Raw genomic sequence first — 16,242 nt, forward strand, 5'->3', positions numbered from 1 at the left:
GGCGTCAGGCCTCTGCGCCGTCCAGTTCGCGGATCAGCGCGGGCAGATCGGCAACCGTGTCGATCACATAGTCCGCGCCCGCGTCCTTCAGGATCTTGGTCGCGTGCTGGCGCAGCGCGTCAACCTCTTCTGCGGACAGAGCAGCCAGTTCCTCCGGTGTCTTGCCCACTGCGTTGCCAGACAAAGACACGCCAACTGTCAGACAGCCCGCGGCGACGCCCTCTTTGATGCCCGGCTCGGTGTCATCGACCTTGATGATCGCCGCAGGCGGATAAGCCACCAGATCGACCATGCACTTATACATGCCCAGCGGGCCGGGGCGGCCTTCGGGCAGGTCGTCGGAACAGACCAGATTGTCCGGCTCATAGCCTTGAGCGGCGGCAACCGGCAGAACGTTCTCCATGATTGACCGGGTATATCCTGTGGTCGATCCGATCTTGAGGCCCATGGACCGCAGATCATCAATCGCAGCTTTGCCACCCGGAACCAGATCCGCGTAGTCGGCGGCGACTTTTTCGTTCATCGGCACAAATATCTCATAGACTTTGTCGACATCCTGATCGGTGGGCGCGTTGCCGTATTTTGCCTCCCACTGGGCGGCGATTTCGGGCATATCCATCATGGAGCGGATGTGATCCCATTTGGGCGCGCCCATCGGTGCGCGGGCCTGCTCGATCGTGGCTTCGATATCGAACTTGGCAAAGGCCTTCACAAACACTCCCATCGGCGCGAATGATCCGAAATCGACCATTGTCCCCGCCCAATCAAACACGGCGGCTTTGAATTTGCTCATTGTCTTTCCTTTCGTCAGGCAGGTTCAACCTGTTTCTGTTTGAGTGTTTCGTCCGAGGGTCTGGCACTGTCGACCCCCATGTCACGCAGCTCCTCGGCTGCGGTGTCAACGACCGCTTGCATCACATGCGCATCGACCTGTCCGATGTGGCCTATCCGGAAGCTTTCCGCCGCCGTCAGTTTGCCGGGATACAGGATAAATCCGCGCGCTTTCATGCGGTTATAGAAATCCGGAAACGCAAAACGCGGGTGATCTGGGCAGAAGAAGGTGGTGATGATCGGCGACAGCCATTCATCGTCCAGCAATGTGACAAAGCCCAGCGCGCGCATCCCTTTGACCAGCGTCTTGCGGTTCTCAAGATACCGCGCGCCCCTTGCAGCGACGCCGCCCTCGGCCTCATGCGCGCGCAGCGCTTCGATGAAGGACGCGACCACATGCGTCGGCGGGGTAAAGCGCCACTGGCCTGTTTTCTCCATCGCGGCCCATTGGGCATAAACATCCAGGCTAAGCGAATGGCTGTTGCCTTCCGCCGCCTTGATCGCACCTGTTTCGGCGATCACAAAACCAAAGCCCGGTACGCCCTCGATGCATTTATTGGCCGAGCTGACCATGGCCTGAAACGGGATCACATGCGGCTCGAGCGGAACGGCACCGAAGGCCGACATGGAATCGACCAGAAGCTTGCGGCCCGCCGCTTGCGTCGCGTCCGAGATCTCTTGCAGCGGGTTGAGGATGCCCGAGCTGGTCTCGCAATGGATGGCCAGCACATGCGTGATCGCGGGGTCGGCCTGCAGCGCCTCTGCCACCTGATCCCCGCGCGGCGGCAGATAGTCCCCCATATCGATCACGGCGTAGTCACGGCCAAGATAACCCAGAGTCTGTACCGCTCGTTTGCCATAGGCGCCGTTGCACAACACCAGCACCTTGCCGTCCTTGGGTACAAAGCTGCCCAGCATCGCCTCGACCACGTAAGAGCCGCTGCCCTGCAAAGGCACACAGCCATAGCGGGCTTTGTCCTGCCCCAGAATATCCAGCAGGCGGCTACGCAACTCAGCCGTAATGGCGCGGAAATCGGCGTCCCAGCTGCCCCAGTCGCGCAGCATCGCCTCTTTCACCGGCAGCGACGTGGTCAACGGGCCCGGAGTCAACAGATACGGTTCGCCGAAATGGGGCGATGGCAGTCTTTGGGTGTGATCAATCATGTCATTCATCTTCTATATGAAGGTTGCCATAACATAGGTTTGAGCTATGGTGTGGCTACAGTTTTCCAGTGACCTCCGCAAGGGTGGTTCGACCGGCTAAGCGGGTTCCAGCGCCTTGGTCCTTTTCGTGGTCACGTGCTGGTCTAGATGACAGGCAACAAAATGCCCCTCCTCCACTTTCACCAGTTGGATCGGCTCGTTCGAGGGTTGGTCCGGGATACGCAGCGACACACCGTCTGGACCATTCGAGGCAACGGGATGGATCATATCGCCCTCAAAGCGGATCGGTTTGAATTCGGCGTCAGGATCAGGATGCGGTACGGCGGACAGCAACGCCTTGGTGTAAGGGTGCTGCGGGTTGAAAAAGATCTTGTCGGTCGGGCCATATTCCATGAACCGCCCCCGATACATCACCGCCACCCGGTGCGAGATCTGCGCAACCACCGCCAGATCATGCGCGATGAACAGAAAGCTGACACCAAGTTCGGCCTGTACGTCCTTCAAAAGCGCGACAATCTCGGCCTGAATCGACACGTCCAGTGCCGAGACGCATTCGTCGCAGACAACAAATTTGGGCTTGGACACCAGGGCGCGCGCAATGCAGATCCGCTGCCGTTGACCGCCGGAGAACGCATGCGGGAAACGACGCAAATGTTCTAGGTCGATCTTGCAACGTGATGCTATCTCGCGCACCCGCTCGTCGATCTGGTCCCGGTCCGTCATCAGGCCTGAGGCCACGAGCGGTTCGGCGATGATATCGCGCACCGTCATGCGCGGGTTCAGTGAGGAATACGGGTCCTGAAAGACAAGGCTCATTTCCGGGCGGAAGCTGCGTAGCAGGTTCCCACCGAGGTTGTGCAACTGAACCGGGCCTTCATGGAACGCCATGTTGATCTTGCTGCGCACCGCACGAAGCTCGGCCTCGGAGGCGTGGGCAAGGTCGATATCGCCCTTTTTCTTGCGGTGAAAGATCACCTCGCCTTCGCTGGGATCAATGGCGCGCAACATCGCGCGTCCAACGGTGGTTTTACCCGATCCGCTTTCACCGACGAGGCCCACGGTTTCGCCCTTGAGGATGTCGAAAGTGATGTCACTGACCGCGCGGACCGTTTCAACCTCGGTTCGGAACAGCTTCTTCTTTCGCACCTCGAATTCGACGCCCAGATTGTGGACGTCAATCAGCTTGCGGGCCTTCTTCAGTGGCGCGGGCGGAACGACCTTGTCCAACCTCGGAACCGCGTCCAGCAAGCGCTGGGTATAGGCCTGTTGCGGGTTGTTGATGACCTCGCGCACGGTGCCACGCTCGACAATCTCGCCCTTATACATCACTGCAATGTCGTCCGCGACCTGAGCGACCACACCCAGATCGTGGGTGATGAAAATCATGCTCATGCCCAGCTCAGCCTGCAGATCACGCATCAGTTGCAGAACCTGCGCCTGAATGGTCACGTCCAAAGCGGTTGTCGGCTCATCCGCGATCAGCAGTTGCGGGCCCGCCGAGAGGGCCAGAGCGATCATGGCCCTCTGGCGCATGCCACCCGACATCTCATGCGGGAACTGATCGACGCGGGCGGAGGGGTTGGTGATGCCGACCTTGTCCAGCATCTCTATCGCCAGCTCACGCGCCAGCCGTTTGTTGAGCCCGCGATGCAGCTGGATCGCCTCCATGATCTGGTTGCCGATGGTGTAGATCGGCGAAAAGCTGGCCATCGGCTCCTGAAAGATCATCCCGATCTCACCGCCGCGGATCACGCCCATCCGCGGGTCATGGGGGCGCACCTTGGCCAGATCGACGGATTTTCCGCCCTTCATGACGTAGTTGATCTCGGACCCCTGATCGATGCTGGCAATACCGGGCAGCAGCTGCATCACCGCCTTGGTCGACGCGGATTTGCCCGAGCCACTTTCACCCACGATGCCCAGCGTCTTGCCCTTCTCCAGCGAGAATGAGACATCGCGCACCGGCTGGATCAGCCCTTCATCGGTGCGGAAAGACAGGGTCAGGTTTTTGACGTCGAGGATGTTTGCCATCACTTCGCCTCCGCATAAGGGTCAGCAGCGTCGCGCAGCCCGTCGCCGATCACGGTGAAGGCCAGAACGGCCACCACCACGAATACGGCGGGAATGAACAGCCATGGGGTTTGCTCGATCGCGCGCACCGATTGCGCCTGTTGCAGCAGAACACCCCACGAGACCGATGGCGGGCGCAGGCCGAGGCCAACAAAGGACAGCGCGGTTTCCGACAGGATCATGTAGGGGAACGAGATCACCAGATCGACGATGATGAAGCTGGTGAAGCTGGGCAGCATGTGCTGACCGATGATGCGCTTGGGGCGCGCGCCGGCCAGTCGGGCCGCGACAACGTAGTCTTCATTCCGGATCGACAAAAGCTGCGACCGGATGCGCCGCGCCAGTGTCGGCCAGCCAAAGAGGCCAAGGATCAGTGTCATCGCAAAATAGACCTGCGTGGTCGACCATTCCTTGGGCATGGCGGCCGCCAGTCCCATGTAAAGCGGGATGATGGGCACCACCCGGATCACCTCGGTCACGCGCTGGATGACGTTGTCGATGAGGCCGCTGAAATACCCGGCAATCCCGCCGATGATCAGCGCCAGTACGAAGGAAATCAGCACGCCGATCACACCAATCGAAAGAGAGGTGCGTGTGGCATAGATGGTGCGTGAGAACACATCCCGTCCCAGATCATCCGTGCCCCAGAAATGGATCTTGGCGTCGGGGATCTGCAAGCCGATCAGGTGGCGGTCGGTTGGGATAAAGCCCAGAACCTTGACCGGTTCTCCTTTTACGAAGAGCCCTAAATAGTTGCGCACCTCGGGATCGGGCACCGAGACAGCCCGCAGGGTAACCGGATCACGCTCGGTCTTGGTGCCGTTGATAAAGGGCACGACCGAGCATCCGTTGTCATCGCAAAAACGCGGGATTTGCGGCGGTCCTTCGATATAGGACGTATCGCGCGTGACCGGGCCATAGGGGGCCACGATCTCGGCAAACAAGCCGGCCAGCGCCATCAGCCCCAGCACGATCGAGGCATACATCGCGGCGCGATGTTTTTTGAAACGCCACCAGATCAGGGTCCATTGCGAGGCCGAGTAGTATTTCAGCAGCTGCTGACGTTCTTTTTCCGCAGCCCGACGCTGGGCCGGGGTCATTTCGGGATCTGTCATATCGGTCATTTCACGCCCCCAGCTTGATGCGCGGGTCGAGCCACGCCAACAGCAGATCGGAAAGGAAATTCATGAAGACGATGGCAAAGGTCAGCATCAGCAGGATCGCACCCGCCACGTTCATGTCGAGGTCGAGATACGCTTTCAGCAGCAGCTCACCCAGCTCGGTCAGGCCCAGAACCACGGCCACGATCGGCAGCTCGGAAAAGATACGGTTCACGTCAAACCCGATGGTCGAGACGACCGGGTTGATCGCCAGCCGGGCCGGGTATTTGATCAGCAGCTTCCGCTCAGGCACACCGCGCGCGCGGGCTGCGGTAACGGATAGCTTGTTCAACTCATCCGACATGGTCGCGCGCACGGTCTGGATTTGATAGGCCACTGCCGACCACGCCAAAACCACTGCGGGCAACCACAGATGTTTCAGCATATCCCAGACCTTGGCCACGCTCCACGGAGCGTCCTGATACTGGGCCGAGAACAACCCGCCGATATCCGCACCGAACCAGCGGTTGGCGAAATAAAGCATAACCAGCGCCAGCAGAAAGTTCGGCAGCGCGAGGCCCAGATACGAGAAAATCGTCAGACCGTAGTCAATGGCCGAGCCGCGCCGGACGGCCGCGTAGATCCCAACGGGGATTGAGATCAGATAGGTCAGGATCAGCGTCGCGAACAGGATGCCCGCGGTCAGCCAGACCTTGTCACCGATCACCTTGGTGACCGAGGTTTCAAAGGCAAATGCCTGCCCGAAATCCCAGCGCAGAACGATACCGCCGATCCAGTCGAAATACCGAAGCAGCATGGGCTTGTCCAAACCCAGCTCCTGACGGATGGCCTGCACATCGGCCTCGGTTACGTTGACCCCGGTGCCCGAGTATTTCCGGAACGCGTAGCGGTCGGCGTAGTCTCCGGGCGGGATTTCCATGATCAGGAATACCATCATCGACACCAGAAGCATCGTGATGGCCATCCCTACTAGTCGTTCTGCAGTGAATCTGAGCATGCGTCTGTCCCGAGATTGCAGCTTGGACTGCAAACTCCGGGGCGTCTGCTGCAAACGCCCCGGAGGAAAATGTCAAACCCGTATGGGGGTTACTGTTCCAGCCACCACTGCGAGGGGCGGTAGGGGTAGGTCCAGTAGAAGTCGTAGGTTTTCGACTTGATGGGTTTGACGTTCTGCAGATCGTTGCGCCACAGGAAGGGGGCAACGATGTCACCGACGGTGCCGATCTTCAGCATGTTGTCAGTGTGTATCTTGACGATTTCCGCACCGATTTCATTGCTGGTGTCCGAGCCGAACTCAGCCTGGATGAACCGCTCGCTCAGGTCCCACAGCTTCTGGATATCGGCCGGGGGTTCAACACCTTCAGCACCATCGGTCTGTTTCCATGTGGCCCATTTGGCACCGGTGCCTGGGTTGAAGAAGTCACCAAAGGGCGGCACGAAAACGGTGGTATCCTGCGAGATGGTCGGGCCAGCATTGCCATCATACTTCCAGGTCGTCAGGTCCAGATCGTTGTTGTTGCCCGAGGCGCGGTATTCGTCCGAGGTAACCTCTTTCAGGTCAACGCGCACGCCCACGGCGGTCCAGTAGTCCCGCACCAGCTCCATCATTTTCACCGGTACACCTTGCGAGGAATAGACCAGGCGAATGACCAGAGGCTTGCCGTCCGCGCGCTCCAACGTGCCGTCGCCGTCGCTGTCGCTCAGGCCCATTTCGGCCAGAAGGGCCTTGGCGCCTTCGACATCATAGGCGATGTCCTTGTTCAGCACGTCATCCGAGATAAACGACACGGTCTTGGGCTCCGCCGGCACACCCTGCATCGGAGTGCCCTGACCCAGATAGACGATCTCGTTGATTTCATCACGGTTCATCGCCAACGACATGGCGCGGTTGAAGCGTACATCGTTGAAGATTTCGCGCAGCACTTCGTCGTTATGGGTGCGGTTGAACGAGAAGAACACGTTTTCACCCAGGGTCGGCGCGAACTGGATTGTGTAGCCGCCCTTGGCTTCGTTCTCTTTCAGCAGCGGGAAGTCTTCCAGGAAGATCGCCTGCTGTTTCCAGACAACCTCTCCATTCATGACCTTGAGGTTCTGAACTTCCTTTTCGCTGACATAGCTCTCAACGATTTCATTGATATAGGGCAGCTGATTGCCTGCAGTGTCGACCTGGTGGAAATAGGGGTTCGCTACCAGTTTACGGCCTTCCGAAGTCTCTTCGACAACGATGTGGCTTTCCAGTGTCGGCACTACTGCGCGGCCGATGGCGGCTGCTTTGTCGGCGTCTTTCAGCAGCGGAGATGGAACGTCTTTCCAATCTGAGCCGCCGTAGTAGAAATCAACTGCCTCGGCCCCGTTGGCGAAACCGTATTCCTGCGCCAGCGCATCGGCGTTTTCGTTGTATTTGGGCATGAACTGGCCCAGGAAATGCTTGGGTTGGAACGGCTGGCCATAGTCGACGGCAAAGCGGTTCAGAATGCCCGGCGTCGGCACCGGGAAGGTCATGCGGACGGTCACGTCGTCGACCGCCTCAACCTTGATCGGCTCGCCTGCAAACAGCCAGCGATCCGGGGTTTTTTCCAGAATGTCAGTGTTCAGCAGCAGATCATTGTACCAGAAGGCAACGTCTTCGGCGCTGAAGGGTTCGCCGTCAGACCATTTGTGGCCTTCACGCAGCGTGATCGTCAGAACGGTTTTGTCTTCGTTCCAGTCCCAAGCCTTGGCGACGTTGGGCACAACCGTCTGCAAGTCATCCGCATAGCGCACAAAGTTCACATGACGCACGGATAGAAGGTCCGACGTGCCCGACTCCGTCGCTTTCGAGATGCCGGTGATCGCGCCGCCATACTGGCCGATGCTCTCATAGGGCATCACGACCAGAGGCTCGGCCGGCAGGCGGTCTGCAACAGCGGCCAGGTCGGCGTTGCCAAGGATTTTGCTGTTCAGTTCGGTAATCGCGGGATTTTCCGAGAATTCCAGGTTGCAGGATGCGGTCGATTGCAGCTCGGCCAGTTCCAGCTGCTGCGGGAACGCGGGCTCTAGCCCCATTGGATCAGCGACGGTGGCGACAGGGCAATTTGCCAACGCGGGAACCGCAATCATCGTCGCGGCAGTGGACATCAGGATATGACGGATCGTCATGACAACCTCCAGGTTTGTTCGACGACCCGGTTAAGGGGCTATTGTAACAATTTAATAATGAGTGAGCGTTTATAGCTTTTAACTATATTACTCCTATTCGTTAACGCTCGCCAAAGTTTCTTGAGTAATTTCATAGAATTGCCGGACGGTGGCTGACGCAGCCATCGCAGGCATCGAAACCAAAAACTGATGAGCGCTTAGCTTTTGATCGTAAATCGGGATAAATTTCAGATCCTTGTCGGAAGCCACCAATTCCGATTCGAAGCCTACCCCCTCGCCCACGCCAGCCCGAACCAGAGAGGTGATCGACCCCCAGGAGCCGAGGCCCAGAATGGTATCCGGCGCGATACCAGCTTCTGAGGCTGCGCGTTCGAAGATCTGACGCGTACCGGCATTCGGCTCCCGCTGTATCAGTCTCAGTTTCCCGACATCCGCCCAACTAAGGGTCTCGACGTCTCGCAATGCACCTTCGCTTTGGGCGACGACGCCGATCCGGAACGAGGCGACCTTTTGGCAATGCATCGTCTCCAGCGGTTCGAGTGCGGTGACAAAGGCGACATCCAGATCACCCGTGCGCAGCAAGGGCAGCAGGTCGAGGCTGGCCATGGCACGTGCATTCAGGGTGACACGCGGATGGGTCTGAATAAATCGGGCAATTGGAGGCATGGCGATTTGATAGGTCGAATAGCCCACCCAAAAGCTGCCCGACTTCAGGTCTTTCCGCGCGCCAATCGCCAGATCGACCTCGGACTTCAACGCCAGCAGAGCCTTGATCTGTGGACGCAGTGTTTCGAACATTTCGGTGGTTTCAATACCTTTGTTGCCCCGCCGCAAAAAGCGACACTCGGTTTGCCGCTCCAAGGCGACGATCAGGTTGGAAACCGTGGGTTGAGAGACGCCCAACTCTTCTGCCGCAGCCGTGAAACTGCCGGTGCGGGCAACCGCCTCAAGCGCTTTGAGCTGGCGGATGCTCGGTTCTACATTGCTGGGCATGGTCGGTTTCCTTCGCTCGCGCTGTCGTGCAGGTGATCCGGAACAGACACAAAGTTCAATGCCCGGATACGCTTTCTTAGTTTTATCCGTTTTCATTTACCGCCCGTCCAGTGCGCATGGGAGCGGGTTAAGTCAGAACTTACCGGCCTAAATTGCCTAATTCTTAATCGTTCTCGCCTGTATGCTGTTTTTTTAAACAGAAAACTCGCGTCTTCTTCTGATTTGAGATGTAGCCGCGCAATCTCGGATGCTAGTCAGAAGCCATGCTCCAACGCCTGCCACTTCTGGTTTTCTCCGATCTCGATGGTACTCTGCTGAACCATCAAGACTATAGCTGGGACGCCGCACAACCCGCGCTAAAGCGGCTTAGGGACATTGGCGCGGGGCTCGTGCTAGCCAGCAGTAAAACCGCTGCCGAGATTATTGGCTTGCGCCAAGCCATAGGCTTTTCGAACATGCCGTCGATCGTCGAAAATGGGGCTGGCATTCTGACACCGGGCCACCCAGAAACCGATGGACCCTCTGAATATCTGAACATTCTGAATATCCTGCAACACCTCCAACCCGGCTTTCGCGGTTTTGCAGATATGAGCGTGCAGGAGGTGAGCGACAGGACCGGCCTTGATCTCGTCGAGGCAGAGAAAGCCCAGGATCGGCATTTCAGCGAACCGGGCGTGTGGGAGGGCGCGCCAGAAGATCTTGACGGGTTTATCTCCGAAGCCGGGCGGTACGGTCTAAAAGCCAGGCAAGGCGGTCGATTTCTCACTTTGTCGTTCGGAAAGACCAAAGCGGATGCCATGTCCGACGTGATCCGCCAGTTGAAACCCGAAAGAATCATCGCTCTCGGCGATGCACCAAACGATCTGGAAATGATCCTTTCCGCCGAAACCGGCGTCGTTGTCGCAAACCGGCATGGTACACCCATTCCGGTCCAGGCGCCAGAAACCGAACAGCGGATCCTCAGAACCTCACGTGAAGGTCCCGAAGGCTGGGCCGAGGCCATTCTGACCCTCACCGCAGCCGATCACAAAGACAGTTAACCAAGACAGGCAGCCCAAATGGCAGACTTCCATCAAAACGGAAACATCACCACGCTTCACAACCTGCGAAGCCGCCCGGCCGAGCATCTGGTGCACGAAATCTCGGTCTTTGCCGAAACGCGTAAGGTGACGCTGATCCTGCCCTGTCTCTACTCAGAACTGGAAGGTCCGGCCCTTACGGGGATTATCGATGAGCTGTCCAAGGTCAGCTACCTGCATCGCATTATCATCGGGCTAGATCAGGCCGACGCAGAACAATACCAAAGCGCCAGAGCGTTTTTTGAGCGTTTGCCCCAGAAACATGTTGTGATCTGGAATAGCAGCCCCCGGATGTTGCAGCTGGAAGACCGGCTGCGCGACCTTGGCCTTGCACCACAGGAACCCGGCAAGGGCAAAAACGTCTGGTCCTGTATCGGCTATCTGCTGGCCTGCGCCGACAGCTCGGTCATGGCGATCCATGACTGCGATATCGTGACCTACAAACGGGATATGCTGGATCGGCTGGTCTACCCTGTGGTCAACCCGACCTTCCCGTTCCAGATGGCAAAAGGTTTTTATCCGCGCATCGGCAATGGCAACCTGAACGGCCGTGTCACGCGGCTGCTGGTCAGCCCTCTGCTGATCGCGCTGAAAAAGGTGATCGGAGATCGGGACTACATCGACTACCTGCGCAGCTTCCGCTATCCGCTGTCAGGCGAGTTTGCCATTCGCACACCAACCTTGCCCGATCTGCGCATCCCGTCCGACTGGGGGCTTGAAATCGGCGTTCTATCTGAGGCCTGGAGGAACCTCGCGCCCAAATCCGTCTGCCAGGTCGAGATTGCCGACAATTACGATCACAAGCATCAGAAGCTGTCGCCCGAAGATGCAAACACAGGGCTGAGCCGGATGTCGACCGACATTTGCAAGGCCATTTTCCGCAAACTGGCCGCAGACGGCACCGTGTTCACCGCCAACACGTTCCGCACGCTCAAGGCGACCTATTATCGCTCGGCTCTGGATTTGCTCGAGGGGTACTATACCGATGCAAAGATGAACGGCTTGGCACTTGATCGCCATACTGAGGAAAAGTCGATTGAGCTGTTTGCCGAAAATATCATCCGCGCCGGTCGGGTCTTTTTGGAAAACCCCCATGAAACGCCCTTTATCCCGACATGGAACCGGGTCCATGCCGCAGATGCCGAGTTCCTGCACCACTTGAGCGAAGCGGTCGCTCTGGATCTGGAAGAGTTCACACCGCAGGGGCGTTCGTGATCCAGCGACACTGGTAAGGCGCCAGCGAGAATTCGGACATGTTGGCGCCAAAAACCTCGCCGGTCAGCGCATCCATCCACGTTTCTTCGGCAATCAGGTTCACCTCTGTCGGGTTGATCTGAACGTGATCCGAAGACACGTTGTGAAGGGCGAAAATGGATTGGCTTCGATCCAGGCTCTGCCGCCAGATGCCGAAAACCCTTTCGTCAAGCCGCAGGGTGAACTGCGTCGCATTCGGGTGGAACGCCGACTGCTGCGCGCGAATGCGCAACCGGCGCGACATTTCCGACAACACTCGGGATTGATCCGATCCGGGGTCGGCTAGTTTTGACAACAGGTCCGGATAGTGCCAGCGATGCCGATTGATCGCCCTGTTCATCCTGCGACGTTCAACCGCCTCATGGTCGTTGGGGGTAGCCAACAGTGAATGGATGTAAAACGCGGGAATACCCTCAAGCGACATCACGATGGTCTGCGAACAGATAAAACGCGCCAAGTGAAATTGGTCTTCGCCGTCAAAGGTCGCGCGCATGGCCTCGAAGAAGGCGCAGTTCAATTCATAAGGTTCTTCGCGACCATCCGGTAAGGCGCGCATGGAAACCAGCCCGCCCAGCCTTCGCACGGTGTCGATCATCCGCGTCTTTTCTTCGGGTGGCAGCAGCCCTTCTGCGGGCCGCATCCCGATACCATCATGGCTGGCGGTGAAATTCAGATAAGCACACCCCAATTGCGCCGGGGGCATGGCCGCCTGCCACTCACGCAAGTATCGTGCCGTGCCAGACTGCATGGCGTGCAGGATCAAGGGAGGAAGGGGAAAGTTGTAAACCGCATGCGCCTCGTTCCGATTGCCGAAATAGCTTAAGTTTTCTGTACGCGGAACATTGGTTTCGGTCAGCAGTACGACAGTCTCTGTCGTGAAATCGCAAAGAAGCCGAAGCAGTTGCACGATGGCATGCGTCTGAGGAAGGTGGATCGAGTTCGTGCCCACTTCTTTCCAGATGAAGGCCACGGCGTCCAGCCGCAGGATGCGCACGCCCTTGTCGATATGCAGTCGGATGATCCGCAGCATTTCGATCAGAACCTCAGGATTGCGGAAGTCTAGATCGATTTGATCGTGGCTAAAAGTACACCAGACGTGACGGTCGCCACGGCTCGTTTCCACCTGACGCAAAAGCGGCGTGGTTCTGGGCCGTACCACCGGCCGCAGATCATCTTCGGGCTTGGCTTCGAAGAAGAACCTATCATGCGGCGGTTTTCCCTGCAGGTAGTTGTTGAACCATAGCCCCTGACTAGACATGTGGTTGAGCACAAGATCCGACATCAGGTGGAAATCATCCGCGATGCGCGTGATGTCCGGCCAATCCCCCAATTGCGCGCTGACGCTGTAGTAATCCGAAACCGCAAACCCATCATCGGATGTGAAGGGAAAGAAAGGCAGGATATGCACGCCATTCACGACCCCTTGCAGATGACGCACAAGAAAATCGTGCAACAGGTCCAGCGGTTTATGAACTTGATCTTCGATGGAATTGCCGTAAGTGATCAGAACACTGTCTCGCTCCGACCAAAGACCATTGCCGGGCTTTCGCCCCTGCTTTCTTTGGTGGTGGCCGGACGGCCAGAACGCTTGCACAATCTGCTCGGACAATTCTGAATGATCGTGGTCCGGGTAGATACGGATCAGAAAATCCGTCAGTCGCCGGGAGAAATTCTGGCTCATGGTCGTTGTGCTTGGCTCGGCTTCGTCAAATGCCAATTGTTCGCCAGAGCAGTAGCTCTGTCAAACAAGTCAAAATCCATTTGCGCACCTTGCCGAGGTTTATCCATCCATCTGCCTGTAAATTGGTCGATGCCAAAGAAAACAAAACGCGCATACGATACGGTCCTCGCGCATAGCATTCTTCGAATATTGAGTGCTTTTGACGGAATCATGGATGGGCTTTCAACGCGATGACCTCGAAAGTCATGCTCCGGCTAGCCAAGACACTTTCGGTTGTCAAAAGTTTGCAACAGCGCTGGGAACGATGTTTTAGCTAGCCCGAAAACTCACGTACATTGTCCTCAGCAGTCGGCTTTCCGTCCTCAATGGCCAGCAACTCGTCAGACTCCGAATTTTTCATGACAGAGATCGGTGATCTGTTGCCAGATTGACTTGAATTCCGGCGTGTTCTCTGCCGCGTAGTGGAAGTTTTTCATCAATCCGGTGAGTTGCGTGAACACCTGCCGCACTTCGGCTTTGTCGGCGAAATCGGCACTCGACTGGGTGACATCGTAGACCAGTTTGAAGGTCATCTTTTGCCGCTCCAGCGGCACGGTTGCGTCCACCTGGTCAAAAGCATCCTGCTGCAGGTAGACCATATCCACAAACAGCGCCTTTTGTTGGGTGACAAAGTCCTCGATGGTGACACCCTCTTCGCCGGTGACCTGCATCATTTGGTCGACCTGCTCACCTTTTTCGATCAAGGCCAGCAGGTCCCTAACCTTACCCGTCCAACCGGGTTCCGCGTTCTTGTCATACCAGTCGGAAAGCTGATCCGTGTAGCGCGACCAGCTGAGCATCGGGTCAACGGCTGGATAGAACCGCTTATAGGCCCGCTCCGAGGACAGGCCGAGGAAACATTTCACGGTAGACAGAGTGGACTGCGTGACCGGTTCATCAAAATTGCCTCCAGCAGGTGAAACAGTCCCGATCAGGGTCAAGCTGCCCAGATCGTCATCATTGGTTTTCAACGCGCCAGCCCGTTCGTACAAACCCTTGATCGAGCTTTCCAGATAAGCCGGAAACCCCTCTTCGCCTGGGATTTCTTCAAGCTTGCCAGAGGTTTCGCGCATCGCTTGGGCCCAACGGCTGGTGCTGTCGGCGATCAGCAGAACGTCGTAGCCCATCTGTCGGTAGTACTCGCCCAACGTAATGCCGGTGAAGATTGAGGCCTCGCGCGCGGCGACCGGCATCGAGGAGGTGTTACAGATGATGATCGTGCGATCCATCAGGCTGCCGCCGGTGGTCGGGTCGGTCATCTTGGGGAATTCGTGGATGGTCTCGACCACCTCACCGGCGCGTTCACCACAGGCAACGACGATGACGATATCTACCTTGGCATTCCGCGCGATCAGGTTTTGCAGCACCGTCTTACCTGCCCCAAACGGGCCGGGAATGCAGGCTGTCCCGCCGCGGGCGATCGGGAAGAACGTATCAATCAATCGCTGCGAGGTCAGAACTGGCTCAGTTGGATAGAGGCGTTCGGACAGGGCGCGCTTGAGGATGCTCTCTGGTAAGGGGCGACGTACTGGCCATTTCTGCGAAAGGGTGAGTGTGTGTTCGCCACCCTGCTCATCCTCCAGCCGGGCAACGATGTCGTGGATCGTGGCCGCGCCCTTCTGGACCCAAACGACCCTGTAGTCGCCCGTCCAATTGAAGGGCAACATGATCTTGTGGCTGAAGTGGCCTTCGGGCACCGTTCCGATGCTGTCGCCTGCTGTGACCGTATCCCCAACCTTGACCGACGGCGTGAATGACCATTTTGCCTGATCGTCGAGTGGGGCAACGTCTGCCCCGCGCGGCAGGAATGTTCCAAACTCGCTGGCCACCTTGGGCAGCGGCGATTGCAAGCCATCAAACACCTGCCCCAGCAAGCCCGGCCCGAGTTCGACCGACAGCAACTGGCCCGATTGTTCTACCGGATCGCCGACCGCGACACCGTCGGTGCTTTCATAGACCTGCACGTCCGCTGTATCACCGCGCACGCGCAACACTTCGGCCTTTAGACGCTCTTGCCTACCGCCTGGGCCGGGGCGCGTTGGAAGGATGAACACGACTTCGTTCTTGACCAGCTGTCCGGGCTGGCCCGAGGCGTCAGCGTTGGCTTGGATTTGCACAAGCCCCTCCTGCACCGAAACGACGCGGGCTGTGGCGGTCTGAGTGGCGGGTGTTGGGGCGGTCATGCGTATGCTCCCTCAAAATCGATATCGGCGACATCGGCCATGGCCTGTTGCGCCAGATGCTCAAATCTCTTGGCCGCGTCCTGCGCGTTGCTTTGCGCCCAGCGGTCGAAAATGTTCCATTTCAGCACATAGATCGCCACGGCTTCGAAATCGAAGTAGTGACGAGATGCGTGTCGTTTCAGTTGCTTGTGACTGACCGACAAGAGCAACCGTTCCAGGCCCAGTGGATCTTCGGCCTCCAACAGCTGTTTCGCGTCCTTGATCCACGGCATCGCACCTTCAAGACGGAAGTGCGGGTCGCCCCAATTCTCGGGGATGTGCCGGCTCCAACGGCCCATGCCGAACACCCCTGACGGGGCACCACCGCCTTGCTTACGCAGGCGAAGCGCGGCAACGACGGTGCGCAGATCCATGCGTTCCACAAGGATCTTCCGCAGAGTTGGTTGCTGCGTATCCTCCAGTGCTTCTTTGCATCGCTTCATGGCCTGAGCATCCGTCACGTCCATGTCATAGCCGCTCCAATTCAGGGCATGCTCCAACGCCTTCAAAACGCGCGCGTCCTCGGATGTCAGCGCCGTCAAACGCCGCTCAAGGCGCAGGCGCGACAAGGGTGGCTGCTTGGCGACAAACAACCGTTCCGAGCCCGGCAGGCTGCTGATCAAAGCGATATAGGCGTCGGGGTCCGACAT

The 16,242-nt window shown here is 57.9% G+C and carries 12 protein-coding genes; 2 read left to right on the forward strand and 10 right to left on the reverse strand.

The window, feature by feature from the left end; all coding sequences use genetic code 11:
- Positions 1–4 precede the first annotated feature (4 nt).
- The 7 genes from phnX to ACRZ95_RS16505 all read right to left on the reverse strand — a co-directional run bounded on the left by phnX (position 5) and on the right by ACRZ95_RS16505 (position 9,317).
- A complete protein-coding gene (gene phnX / locus ACRZ95_RS16475; protein WP_170680133.1) occupies positions 5–793 on the reverse strand; it encodes a phosphonoacetaldehyde hydrolase in 789 nt (262 codons plus the stop codon).
- Positions 794–807: 14 nt separating this feature from the next.
- Complete coding sequence (locus ACRZ95_RS16480; protein WP_480555240.1) at positions 808–1,995, reverse strand: 2-aminoethylphosphonate--pyruvate transaminase; 1,188 nt, start codon at positions 1,993–1,995, stop codon at positions 808–810.
- Positions 1,996–2,091: 96 nt separating this feature from the next.
- Positions 2,092–4,026: an ABC transporter ATP-binding protein gene (locus tag ACRZ95_RS16485; protein WP_170680129.1), complete on the reverse strand. Its 1,935-nt coding sequence runs from the start codon at positions 4,024–4,026 to the stop codon at positions 2,092–2,094.
- On the reverse strand, positions 4,026–5,189 hold the full coding sequence (locus ACRZ95_RS16490; protein WP_170680128.1) for an ABC transporter permease: 1,164 nt from the start codon (positions 5,187–5,189) through the stop codon (positions 4,026–4,028). The genes ACRZ95_RS16485 and ACRZ95_RS16490 overlap by 1 nt, the downstream gene beginning before the upstream one ends.
- 1 nt (position 5,190) lies before the next feature.
- Positions 5,191–6,183, reverse strand: a complete 993-nt coding sequence (locus tag ACRZ95_RS16495; RefSeq protein WP_480555242.1) for an ABC transporter permease — start codon at positions 6,181–6,183, stop codon at positions 5,191–5,193.
- Between the two features lie 89 nt (positions 6,184–6,272).
- Entirely contained in the window at positions 6,273–8,324 is a 2,052-nt protein-coding gene (locus ACRZ95_RS16500; protein ID WP_170680126.1) for an ABC transporter substrate-binding protein, read from the reverse strand.
- Positions 8,325–8,417: 93 nt separating this feature from the next.
- On the reverse strand, positions 8,418–9,317 hold the full coding sequence (locus ACRZ95_RS16505) for a LysR substrate-binding domain-containing protein (protein ID WP_170680124.1): 900 nt from the start codon (positions 9,315–9,317) through the stop codon (positions 8,418–8,420).
- A gap of 263 nt (positions 9,318–9,580) precedes the next feature.
- On the opposite strand from ACRZ95_RS16505, the gene ACRZ95_RS16510 reads away from it, so the two are divergent.
- A complete protein-coding gene (locus ACRZ95_RS16510; RefSeq protein WP_170680122.1) occupies positions 9,581–10,357 on the forward strand; it encodes an HAD hydrolase family protein in 777 nt (258 codons plus the stop codon).
- 18 nt (positions 10,358–10,375) lie between these two features.
- A complete protein-coding gene (locus tag ACRZ95_RS16515; protein ID WP_170680121.1) occupies positions 10,376–11,611 on the forward strand; it encodes a glycosyltransferase family protein in 1,236 nt (411 codons plus the stop codon).
- On the opposite strand, the gene ACRZ95_RS16520 is transcribed toward ACRZ95_RS16515, so the two are convergent.
- The 3 genes from ACRZ95_RS16520 to ACRZ95_RS16530 all read right to left on the reverse strand — a co-directional run bounded on the left by ACRZ95_RS16520 (position 11,589) and on the right by ACRZ95_RS16530 (position 16,242).
- Complete coding sequence (locus ACRZ95_RS16520) at positions 11,589–13,331, reverse strand: sugar phosphorylase (protein ID WP_170680119.1); 1,743 nt, start codon at positions 13,329–13,331, stop codon at positions 11,589–11,591. The genes ACRZ95_RS16515 and ACRZ95_RS16520 overlap by 23 nt on opposite strands.
- Positions 13,332–13,711: 380 nt before the next feature.
- Positions 13,712–15,553, reverse strand: a complete 1,842-nt coding sequence (locus tag ACRZ95_RS16525) for a V-type ATP synthase subunit A (protein WP_170680117.1) — start codon at positions 15,551–15,553, stop codon at positions 13,712–13,714.
- Complete coding sequence (locus ACRZ95_RS16530; protein ID WP_170680115.1) at positions 15,550–16,242, reverse strand: hypothetical protein; 693 nt, start codon at positions 16,240–16,242, stop codon at positions 15,550–15,552. Before ACRZ95_RS16530 ends, ACRZ95_RS16525 begins: the two co-directional genes overlap by 4 nt.

This window comes from Ruegeria sp. AI3, from assembly GCF_056541245.1.

Excerpts from the sequence above, each read along its gene's own strand:
- phnX (WP_170680133.1), bottom strand. The coding sequence starts at position 793 with ATGAGCAAATTCAAAGCCGCCGTGTTTGATTGGGCGGGGACAATGGTC.
- ACRZ95_RS16495 (WP_480555242.1), bottom strand. The coding sequence starts at position 6,183 with ATGCTCAGATTCACTGCAGAACGACTAGTAGGGATGGCCATCACGATG.
- ACRZ95_RS16490 (WP_170680128.1), bottom strand. The coding sequence starts at position 5,189 with ATGACCGATATGACAGATCCCGAAATGACCCCGGCCCAGCGTCGGGCT.
- ACRZ95_RS16525 (WP_170680117.1), bottom strand. The coding sequence starts at position 15,553 with ATGACCGCCCCAACACCCGCCACTCAGACCGCCACAGCCCGCGTCGTT.
- ACRZ95_RS16485 (WP_170680129.1), bottom strand. The coding sequence starts at position 4,026 with ATGGCAAACATCCTCGACGTCAAAAACCTGACCCTGTCTTTCCGCACC.
- ACRZ95_RS16500 (WP_170680126.1), bottom strand. The coding sequence starts at position 8,324 with ATGACGATCCGTCATATCCTGATGTCCACTGCCGCGACGATGATTGCG.
- ACRZ95_RS16505 (WP_170680124.1), bottom strand. The coding sequence starts at position 9,317 with ATGCCCAGCAATGTAGAACCGAGCATCCGCCAGCTCAAAGCGCTTGAG.
- ACRZ95_RS16520 (WP_170680119.1), bottom strand. The coding sequence starts at position 13,331 with ATGAGCCAGAATTTCTCCCGGCGACTGACGGATTTTCTGATCCGTATC.
- ACRZ95_RS16510 (WP_170680122.1), top strand. The coding sequence starts at position 9,581 with ATGCTCCAACGCCTGCCACTTCTGGTTTTCTCCGATCTCGATGGTACT.
- ACRZ95_RS16515 (WP_170680121.1), top strand. The coding sequence starts at position 10,376 with ATGGCAGACTTCCATCAAAACGGAAACATCACCACGCTTCACAACCTG.
- ACRZ95_RS16530 (WP_170680115.1), bottom strand. The coding sequence starts at position 16,242 with ATGTCGGACCCCGACGCCTATATCGCTTTGATCAGCAGCCTGCCGGGC.
- ACRZ95_RS16480 (WP_480555240.1), bottom strand. The coding sequence starts at position 1,995 with ATGATTGATCACACCCAAAGACTGCCATCGCCCCATTTCGGCGAACCG.